This is a genomic window from Desulfobaculum sp. (assembly GCF_054921475.1).
On the sequence record NZ_JBUDSW010000134.1, the window covers coordinates 1 to 9,531 of the forward strand.

10 protein-coding genes are annotated in these 9,531 nt (G+C 61.4%); 6 read left to right on the forward strand and 4 right to left on the reverse strand.

What is annotated here, in order from left to right; translation table 11 throughout:
- Positions 1–393 precede the first annotated feature (393 nt).
- Positions 394–537 carry a hypothetical protein gene (locus tag ACY69P_RS09905; protein ID WP_404843810.1) on the reverse strand — a complete coding sequence of 48 codons (144 nt, stop codon included), beginning with the start codon at positions 535–537 and terminating at the stop codon, positions 394–396.
- A gap of 85 nt (positions 538–622) precedes the next feature.
- Between ACY69P_RS09905 and rlmD the strand changes: the two genes are divergently transcribed.
- The 4 genes from rlmD to ACY69P_RS09925 all read left to right on the forward strand — a co-directional run bounded on the left by rlmD (position 623) and on the right by ACY69P_RS09925 (position 5,290).
- On the forward strand, positions 623–1,987 hold the full coding sequence (gene rlmD, locus ACY69P_RS09910; protein ID WP_462327343.1) for a 23S rRNA (uracil(1939)-C(5))-methyltransferase RlmD: 1,365 nt from the start codon (positions 623–625) through the stop codon (positions 1,985–1,987).
- Between the two features lie 306 nt (positions 1,988–2,293).
- On the forward strand, positions 2,294–2,878 hold the full coding sequence (locus tag ACY69P_RS09915; RefSeq protein WP_462327344.1) for a GDSL-type esterase/lipase family protein: 585 nt from the start codon (positions 2,294–2,296) through the stop codon (positions 2,876–2,878).
- A 269-nt stretch (positions 2,879–3,147) separates the two neighbouring features.
- Positions 3,148–4,356, forward strand: coding sequence for a tryptophan synthase subunit beta (trpB, locus tag ACY69P_RS09920; protein WP_459900478.1), 1,209 nt, complete (start codon positions 3,148–3,150; stop codon positions 4,354–4,356).
- Positions 4,357–4,648: 292 nt separating this feature from the next.
- Complete coding sequence (locus ACY69P_RS09925) at positions 4,649–5,290, forward strand: peroxiredoxin (RefSeq protein ID WP_404843806.1); 642 nt, start codon at positions 4,649–4,651, stop codon at positions 5,288–5,290.
- Positions 5,291–5,398: 108 nt separating this feature from the next.
- Here the strand turns inward: ACY69P_RS09925 and ACY69P_RS09930 are convergent, their stop codons facing one another.
- From ACY69P_RS09930 to ACY69P_RS09940, 3 genes are all read right to left on the reverse strand, one after another.
- Positions 5,399–6,037, reverse strand: a complete 639-nt coding sequence (locus ACY69P_RS09930) for a Crp/Fnr family transcriptional regulator (protein ID WP_462327345.1) — start codon at positions 6,035–6,037, stop codon at positions 5,399–5,401.
- Between the two features lie 240 nt (positions 6,038–6,277).
- A complete protein-coding gene (locus ACY69P_RS09935; RefSeq protein ID WP_462327346.1) occupies positions 6,278–6,958 on the reverse strand; it encodes a TIGR04282 family arsenosugar biosynthesis glycosyltransferase in 681 nt (226 codons plus the stop codon).
- Entirely contained in the window at positions 6,951–7,685 is a 735-nt protein-coding gene (locus ACY69P_RS09940) for a TIGR04283 family arsenosugar biosynthesis glycosyltransferase (protein ID WP_462327347.1), read from the reverse strand. The genes ACY69P_RS09935 and ACY69P_RS09940 overlap by 8 nt, the downstream gene beginning before the upstream one ends.
- A gap of 95 nt (positions 7,686–7,780) precedes the next feature.
- Here ACY69P_RS09940 and ACY69P_RS09945 point away from each other — a divergent pair, with 95 nt between their 5' ends.
- Together ACY69P_RS09945 and purU are read left to right on the forward strand one after the other, a co-directional pair.
- Complete coding sequence (locus ACY69P_RS09945) at positions 7,781–8,248, forward strand: pyridoxamine 5'-phosphate oxidase family protein (protein ID WP_404843802.1); 468 nt, start codon at positions 7,781–7,783, stop codon at positions 8,246–8,248.
- Positions 8,245–9,108 carry a formyltetrahydrofolate deformylase gene (purU, locus tag ACY69P_RS09950; protein WP_462327348.1) on the forward strand — a complete coding sequence of 288 codons (864 nt, stop codon included), beginning with the start codon at positions 8,245–8,247 and terminating at the stop codon, positions 9,106–9,108. Before ACY69P_RS09945 ends, purU begins: the two co-directional genes overlap by 4 nt.
- Positions 9,109–9,531 lie beyond the last annotated feature (423 nt).

Consider the following 9,531-nt stretch of genomic DNA (forward strand, 5'->3'; position numbering starts at 1 on the left):
CCGCCCATGGAGGTGAAAAAGGAGATGACGCACGCCGTGAGCGGCGGAATCCAGAAGGCGACGTCGACTTCGGCAACGGGGAAGTGCATGGCGGGCTCCTGTGCGCGGTTTGGGGTGCTGCGTTTGGAGTGTCACGCGTGGCGTGATGGGCGTCAAGTGCGGCGAGGGCGCGGTAAATGAATTATCCCCGTAAACGGGCCGGGCGCTTTGCGGGGAAGTATGCTAGTGTAGCGCCGTCACCAACGCGCCGGAGAGGGGCGGTATGCAGAAGCTCTGCAACGCCGCAAACCACAAGGACCACAGCACAAGACTGGGCCTTGTGCTGTGGTCCTTGGAGAAAATTCTGCTTGACCGCCGCCCGGAAAGTCGAGACATCCGGCTCGGCGCAGCTGACTAGTGGTGGTCTTTGTTCTGGCGGATGCGGTACAACGCAGTACCCACAATCAACGCCATGTACATGAAGATCAACGGCACGCCGACCCAGCCCTGGGGGGTGCTGTGATATGCATTCTGCATGAGCTCGAACAGGGTTTCCATGGTGCTCCTCCTCGTTGGCTTTTGAAGACCTCAAATTGAATGAAAACCCGAAAATGTCAAGTCGTTTGCACGCGAAAAAGGATATATGAGCGAAAAAATTCACAAAGGCGATATGCTGGAATGCACTGTTGATGCGCTGGCTTTTGGCGGGCGTGGTGTAGCGCGGGCTGATGGGCTGGTCTATTTTATCGACGGTGCATTGCCCGGACAGCGTGTGAAAGCCAAAGTTACGTCGGTCAAGAAGCGTTTTGCCGAGGCCGAGGTCGTCTCCCTTGTGGAAAGCGGCCCGGATGATGTGACCCCGTTTTGCCCCCATTACGGCAAGTGTGGCGGCTGTGACGTGCAGGACCTGTCCTACCCCGCGCAGCTGGAGTGGAAGCGCCGCTTTGTGGTGGACAGCCTGTCGCGCATTGGCGGCGCCGAGGCCCCGCAGGTGGCGCAGACCGTCCCCTCGCCGCAGGAGCAGCACTACCGCAACAAGATGGAGTTCGCCTTTGTTGGCGGCGGCAGCGAACGGAATCTGTCCCTTGGCCTGCATAAGCGCGGCTCCACGGATTCCATTGTGAATGTGGAGCACTGCGCCCTGCAGTCGCCGTTTGCCATGGACGTGGTGGCCGCTGCGCGCGAATTTTGCCGCGAGTCCGCCGTCCCCGCTTACAATCCCGTCACCCGCAAGGGCCTGTGGCGCTTTCTCGTGGTGCGCGAGGCGCGCGGCACCGGGCAGTGTATGGTCCATTGCATCACCGCCCCCGGCGCAGGCGGCGGCGTGGTGCGCGCCCTTGGCGCCATGCTCATGGAGCGCTTCCCCCAGCTGACGACCTTTGTGCACTCCACGCGCAAGGCCACCAGCGCCATCGCCTTTGGCGAGGAGCAGGCCGCCGTCCTCGGTCCCGGATACATTGAGGAAACCGTCCTTGGCCTGACGTATCGCATTTCCCCGGATTCGTTCTTCCAGACCAATACCGCTGCGGCGGAAGTGCTGTATGCCACGGCGCGGGACTTTGCCGGACTGACTGGCGGCGAGACCGTGTGGGACCTGTATTGCGGTTCCGGCGGTATATCGCTTGTTATGGCGCAGCAGGCCGGGCGTGTGGTAGGTTTTGAGAACGTGGCCTCCGCTGTGGAGGACGCCAGCGCCAATGCCGAGCGAAACGGCGTACAGAACTGCGAGTTCGTCGCAGGCGACGTGCGCGGACGCATCAGCCGCCGCAAGGAGCGCCCGGACGTGGTGGTCACCGACCCGCCGCGCAAGGGCATGCACAAGGACGTGGTGCAAGGCATCTTGGACGCCGCGCCCCAGCGCATTGTGTACGTGTCCTGCAATCCCACAACGCTGGCGCGCGACATCGGCATCCTGAGCGAGCGCTACGCCCTGCGGCAGGTGTGCCCGGTGGACCTCTTCCCCCACAGCGCCCATGTGGAGTGTGTTGCACTTCTTGAGTTGAAATAATGGGCAATCCACTGTATGTGGAAACTGAATTTCGTCATGTAAGGAGTGAGCTATGGACTTTTTCTGGTTCTTTCTCGGTTTGGTGATGGTGGGGCTTTGCATGTTCTACATCAAGCAGTCCTGGAAAAACGGCGAGTAGACCACACGCCGGAGCATTTTTCAAAAGGTCCGCCGGAATCCCGGCGGGCCTTTTGACGTTTTGGGGCTGTGGGGGCATGCTGGTGCCGCCTGCGTCATACGGCGGAGGCGCACGGCGCGGGCTGCCACATCTGGCGCGCCCGCGTGACGACGGACAGGAGGAGGACCATGCTGCTGTGTTTTTTGGGCGATTCCCTTGTAAACGGCACCCGCGACCCGGAGTGCCTTGGCTGGGCAGGGCGGCTGTGCGCCCCCATCATCGCGGCGGGGCTGGACCTCACCTACTATAACCTTGGCGTGCGGCGTGACGCCAGCGCGCAGGTGCTGGCCCGGTGGCGCAGCGAAGTGGAGAGCCGCCACATTGACGGCTTGCAGACCCGCCTTGTGTTCTCCTTTGGCACCGGGGATATGGCCATGCCCGGCGGCGCGCCACGCGCCACAGTGGACGAGGCCGCCGAAAATACCCGCCGCCTGCTGGAGGACACCCGCGATTACAAGGTGCTCTTCATCGGCCCGCCTCCGGTGGCGGACGCCGCCCACACGGCCCGAAACCGCGAGCTGTCCAACAGGCTGGGCACGGTGTGCGCCACCTGCGGTGTGCCGTACTTTGACCTGATGGGGCATATTGGCCTGTCACGTGGCTATATTGACGACGTGAAAGCCTCCGACGGCATCCATCCGCGCGCCGTGGGCTATGGCATTTTGGCCGACTGCATTGGCGAGTGGCCCGCATGGCGGGAGTGGTTCGCCTAATGCGCCGCACTTTTGCATGATGCAGGAATTGGTGCTTGACAGGGCTGTGCGCTTGCGGGTAACCACAAAGCCATGCAAAAGAATCACACCATCGCACCCAGCTTTATTTCTTGGTGGTGGCTCTGGAAACAGAGCCGCGTGTGATGCTATTGCGATAAAGACGACATCAAAAAGACCATACATCAACCGCGGCAGTGCAACTGGCCGCGGTTTTTTTGTGTCCCCCCTCCCGGCCAGCACACTGCCCGCGAAAGGAAGGAGAACTCCTCATGACGACCATGCTCCCCAACGCGGACGGATTTTTCGGTGAACACGGCGGCCGCTTCCTCCCGGACGAAGTGATCCGTGTTGTTGACGAACTGGCCGAAGCCTACGACTCCGTCAAAAATACCCAAGAATTTCAGGACGACTTCAAGCGCCTGCTCAAGCATTTCTCCGGCCGTCCGACGCCCCTGTATGCCTGTGCCAATCTGACCAAAAAGCTCGGCGGCGCGCGCATTTACCTGAAGCGCGAAGACCTGAACCATCTTGGCGCGCACAAGGTGAACAACACCATCGGCCAGATTCTGCTGGCCAAGCACATGGGCAAAAAGAAAATCATCGCCGAAACCGGCGCAGGGCAGCATGGCGTGGCCTCCGCCGCCACCGCCGCGCTCATGGGCATGGAATGTACCATCTACATGGGCGCAGAGGACATCGAGCGCCAGAAGCTCAACGTCTTCCGCATGGAGATGATGGGGGCCAAGGTTGTGCCCGCCATGACCGGCCAGCGCACCCTCAAGGAAGCCGTGGATGAAGCCATTGGCGCATGGGTTGCCGACGCGGGCGAGAGCTTCTACCTGCTTGGCTCCGCTGTGGGGCCGCATCCCTATCCCGCCATGGTGCGCGACTTCCAGTCCATCATCGGCACCGAGGCCCGCAAGCAGATTCTGGAGATGGAAGGCCGCCTGCCCGATTACCTCGTGGCCTGTGTTGGCGGCGGCTCCAACGCCATTGGCATGTTCCATCCCTTTATTGAGGATGAGGGCGTGAACATGGTGGGTGTGGAACCCGCCGGACGCGGCATGACCCCCGGCGACCACGCCGCAACCTTGACCTGTGGCACCCCCGGGGTGTTGCATGGCTTCAAGTCCTATCTGCTGCAGGACGAGAAGGGCGAGCCCGCGTCCGTGTACTCCATCTCCGCCGGGTTGGACTACCCCGGCGTTGGTCCGGAGCACAGCTTCCTTAAGGATGCCGGACGCGCCAGCTATTGCGCCGCCAGTGACGAGGAAGCCGTGAAGGCCTTTTTTGCCCTGTCCCGCACAGAAGGCATCATCCCCGCGCTGGAATCCTCCCACGCTCTTGCCGAGGCCATGAAGATGGCCCCCACCCTTGGCGAGGACAAAATCATCATCGTGAATCTGTCTGGCCGTGGTGATAAGGACGTGGCGCAGATTGAGCAGATGCTCTCCGACGGACGCATCACCGCCGATTAGCCCCTCCCTCCACTCCTTCCGTATGTTCTTACGGCCCGTCTGCCACTGGCAGGCGGGCCGTTTTTCGTGTGCTTGCATCAAAAGCGGCAAATGCGCAGGCTACTGGTGCAATGGGGCTGTATATATGCTATATCCTTGATGGATTGCGAAATATGCTGGGATTGCGGCGCAATTCGCCCTTTGGGCAAAAAAGTTTCAAAGAGGGGTTGACGGAGAGTCTAATTGCTAATAGGAATTATTCTCAACAAAGGCACAACGCCTCAACACGAAAAAAGAACCAAGGAGTATAGACATGGAAAACAGGATCCCCCTTCTTGGCGAGAAGTTCCCGGAGATGAAGGTCGTCACCACGCAGGGTGAGAAGAACCTCCCCGGCGATTATAAGGGCAAGTGGTTCGTCCTCTTCAGCCACCCGGCTGACTTCACTCCGGTGTGCACCACCGAGTTCGTGGCCTTCCAGAAGCGCATCGAGCAGTTCAACAAGCTCAATTGCGAACTGATTGGCCTGTCCATCGACCAGGTGTTCTCGCACATCAAATGGGTGGAGTGGATTGGCGAAAAAATCGGCGAAGAAATCACCTTCCCCGTCATCGCCGACGACCGCGGCAAAGTTGCCGAGACCCTCGGCATGCTGCACCCCGGCAAAGGCTCCAACACCGTGCGCGCCGTGTTCGTGATTGACCCCGAAGGCCATCTGCGCCTGATGCTTTACTACCCGCAGGAAGTCGGCCGCAACATGGACGAGATTCTGCGCGCAGTAGAAGCCCTGCAGACCTCCGACGCCAACGGCGTCGCCATTCCCGCAGGCTGGCCCAAAAACGAGCTTATCGGCAGCCGCGTCATCGTGCCCCCGGCGCAGGACCATGAAGCCGCCAAAAAGCGTCTGTCCGAATACGACGGATACGATTGGTGGTTCTGCCACAAAGAACTGTAGTTCTCTCTCGACTGGATGGAGTCCGTACCATCCGGCCTCATAGCCCCTCGCTTCCCGCCCCGCAGACTCTTCCCACTGCGGGGCGGGCTTGCGTTTGGGGCTGGGGGATTAGACCGGGGCCGCCTTGCGGCGTTCGGCGGCGGTATGGGCGAGGTCTTTGGTCACCAGCAGGCGGATGGTGCGCTCGTTGTCGTCGTTCATGAAGAGTTCGATAAGCGCGTGCTCCTCCAGCATGTGCAGGGCTTTGTCCACGCTTTCCTTGTTGACGTTAAAGGTCACGGCCAGCGAATTCAGCGTGTCCAGATAGTTCATCTCCGTCACGCCCGCACCGCCCAGCATGCCCAGCACGTTGCAGATGCCGGTGAACAGGTTCGGCACGCGCAGGGATTTGGTGGTGGCCGTCTTCAGGCGGTGGACCAGCACGTTGACCAGCGTGGAAATCATCACCGGCGACTGCTGGAGGAATTCCTCAAAGTCGTATTTTTTTATTTCAATGACTTTGGAGTCCTCCAGCGCCACGGCTGTTGCGGTGCGTTTTTCGTCGTCCAGCAGGATGGCCATTTCACCGAACATGGACGGCGGGCGCAGGTGGGCAAAGACCTTCTTCTTGCCGTCCATAATTTTGGATATTTCCACCAGCCCCTCTTTGAGCAGATACGCCGTATCGCCCCGGGACCCCTCGGAAAAGATCACAGCATATTTCAGAAAGTTCTTTACCAAAAAAGACGCGCGCGATTTCGCCGCCATGGTCGCATCCTCCCGTTGCAGGCCGCCGCGTGTGCGGCATGGATGGGTCGTCACTTCACCATACGACCTTTGCGGAAATGCGACAACGTCAGGCTGAGAATGGGCAGGCAAAAAGTCCCGCGGCAGAGGAAGAACGGCAGGATTGGGCTGTGGGGAGGTGCGGCGCGATATGCCGCCATGGCCCGGCGCGTCGGCGCAAAGCGGCGAATTGCCGCGTGCGGGGTGTGGAAAACCAGGCGGCTAGTGCCGTCCGGCCAAGATGCCGCCCTCGCGCAGCAGGCGCATGGTGCGGCGGGGACCGCCCGTTTCGCCAAAGCGGCGGCGCAGGCGCATCAGGTCGTCTACGGTGTCAATGTCGTCCAGCGTGGGCAGGATTTTGAGGGACGCGCTCGCAAGGGCAAAGGCCGCACGCGTCATGCGGAAGACCTCGGGCGTGCTCCACCGGATGCCCCGGAAGACCTGCGGCACAAAGCCCGTCTGCGTCATAGCGATGAGCGAGTAGCCGCCGTCCGAGCTTGGGGCAATGGCCGCGTCGTGCATCGTCAACGCGGCTTTGGCCTCGTGGATAAGGGTTGGCGTCAGGTGCGGCGCGTCGCTGCCCGTGAGCACCGCGCCCTTGGCGCCGCCTTCAAAGGCGTCCAAAAAGGCATGCATCCTGCGCTCGCCCAGGTCGGCCCCGCGCTGGGCCGTGTAGGCCACATCCGGCCCCAGCCAGCCCCGGTAGTCCTCCAAAGGCGCGCTGGGGACGCACACCGCCGTCACCGGAAGCCCCGAGGCCAGCAGCGCGTCGCGCTGGTCGCGGGCAAAGGCGCTGTACAACAGCGCCGCCGCGCTGTCGCCGAGGTGGCGCCCAAGGCGGGTTTTTACCTCGCCGGCACGGGGGAGCTTCACGAACAGGAGGGCCGTTGTTGCATCATGCATTGTGGGTGTCCTTTGTGGCGTTGGGGCGGTACCAACCCGCCAGCCGCGCGGCCGGAACGCCGCAGTGGTACAGCAGGCGGATGCACCAGTTGCGCAGTGTGCACCGCACCAGCCCCTCCTTGCGCCAGCGCCGGGATGACGTCGTCACCCGGTCCGGCAGGATGGTGACGCGCAGGCCCAGCTTGCGGGCGCGGGTCATGATGTCGAGGTCCTCCATCAAAGGCAGCGGCGCATACCCCGCAAGGCGCTCAAAAGCCGCGCGCGTGAAGAATTGCGCCTGATCACCATACGGCGCGCGCGTCAGCCGCGAGCGCAGGTTTGCCGTGGCTGCAATAATTCGCAGCCCCAGGGACTGTGCATCAAAGCCAAGGGAAAACGCTCCCGCCTCAGCGCCGCCCGCGACGGCGCGCAGGAGACTGTCAAAGGCCTGCGGCGGCAGTGTGGTATCCGCATGCAGGAAAAGGACAATGTCAGTAGTAGACACTTCTGCGCCCGCATTCATTTGCGACGCGCGTCCGGCAGGGGCGGTGAGCGCTTTCAATGCTTTATGCCGCAGGGCTTTTAGGGTATCAGCAGAGGCTGCACCGTCGACGACGATAATCTCGACATGCCGCGGACCGGCCAATTCCCGGACGTTGTTCACAAGGGTGTTGATGCGTTTCTGCTCATGCAGAACGGGGATAATGACAGCGATCGAGGCGCCGTTTTGTGGGGTGGAATGCTCCATGATGTAGCCTTGTTAGGTCCTGTCATAGCCGGACTCTGGCTGGCTGTAAATGTGGATGCGGACCGCACATGGTTCGTAAAAGGATGGAAAGGGTCATGATGTGGCTCCAGCAGCCCCTTATCGGGCGCGATGATGTCGATGCGCTTTTGCGCGGTGAAGAAGTGCTCCGCCTCGTTATAACCGACGGCGGCGCTCCCCGCGTTTTGCCCGTCAGCTATGGCTACGACGGCGTGTGCCTCTATTGCCATTGCGGCGGCGACGTGCGCGACGTGGAGGCCTTGCTCCGCAATCCCCACATTTGCTTTGAAGTGGACGCCGTCTGCCCCGGAGCGCCGACCGCCGACAGCGAGTTGCCGCCATGCCCCGGCATCATGGGTGAAGGCGTCGCCACCATCCTCACCGACCCCGCCCAAAAGCGCGCCGCCCTCGTCATCATCGTCGGGCAGCGCGGCCTTGTCGCCGGAGTGCAAGAATTTCCAGCTCCCAGCGTGGAGCGTACCACCGTCATCCGCATCGACATCGAGCGGATGACTTGCAAGCAGAATGGATGGAAGAATCAATGAACAGTGATACCCGCGCGCGGCTTCTGATTTCCTGCCCCGACAGGCCGGGAATTGTTTCCGCAGTCAGCAGCTTTCTCTACTCCCACGGCGTCAATATTACCGAACTGGCCCAGCACTCCACCGACCCCGAAGGTGGCGACTTTTTCATGCGGTTGGAGTTTCAGACCCCGCATATGGATGTCTCCGCCCCCGTGCTCGAACAGGCCTTCTCCGACGTCGTGGGCGACCGCTTTGATATGAACTGGCGCCTCAGCTACGCCAGCCCGCGGCCCAAGACCGCCATCCTCGTCTCCAAGTTCGACCACGCGCTGCTCGAACTGTTATGGATGTGGAAGCGCGGCAAGCTCGCCACCGATATCTCCCTGGTCATCAGCAATCACGATGACCTCCGCTCCGCCGTGGAAGCCTTCGGCATTCCCTTTCATCACGTGTCCGTCACCAAGGACAACAAGGATGAAGCCGAGCAGCAGATTCTGGACCTCATGGAAGGGCAGGCCGACCTCGTCGTCCTCGCCCGCTACATGCAGATTCTCTCCCAGCGTTTCGTGGAGCACTACCCGAACCGCATCATCAACATTCACCACTCCTTTCTGCCCGCCTTCGCCGGCGCCGACCCCTACAGGCAGGCCTACGACAAAGGCGTGAAAGTCATCGGCGCCACCGCCCACTACGTCGTCCCCGAACTCGACGCCGGGCCCATCATCGAGCAGGATGTCGCCTCCGTCTCCCACCGTCAGAGCGTGGAAGACCTCAAAGACCTCGGCCGCGACCTCGAACGCCAAGTGCTCGCCCGCGCCGTCAAGTGGCACCTCGAAGACCGCATTCTCCTCTACGGCAACAAGACCGTCGTCTTTAAATAACCACCAGCCAGCCCGCGTTGCTTTCGGCGCGGGGTGGTGCTTTTTGGGCCCAGTGCGTAAGCGCTGGGCCTTTTTTTATGAAACGTGCGGTGGGGGGCTGTTGGCGTGTGGTGGAGCGGGGGAGAGGGGAGGAAGATGTGCCTCCGGCGGGTTAAGGACTACCGTCCTTAACGATCCTGCGTGCGCACATGCCGGGTGCGCGTGGAGAGGACTGTCGTCACCCCTGACGGCTCTCGTCCGGTTGGATGGGGAGAATTTTTATTGGGGGCGTTGACGGTGTGTGAAGGGCGGTGAGAATCCCTGTCTGGCTGTTCGAAAGACAAAAGGCAAAGACCCCGCCCACCCTTATTTTCTGGAGCGGCTTCCGCTCCAGAAAATCCTAAGGATTGTTAAGGAAATTATTTCCTTAACCCGCCGGAGGCA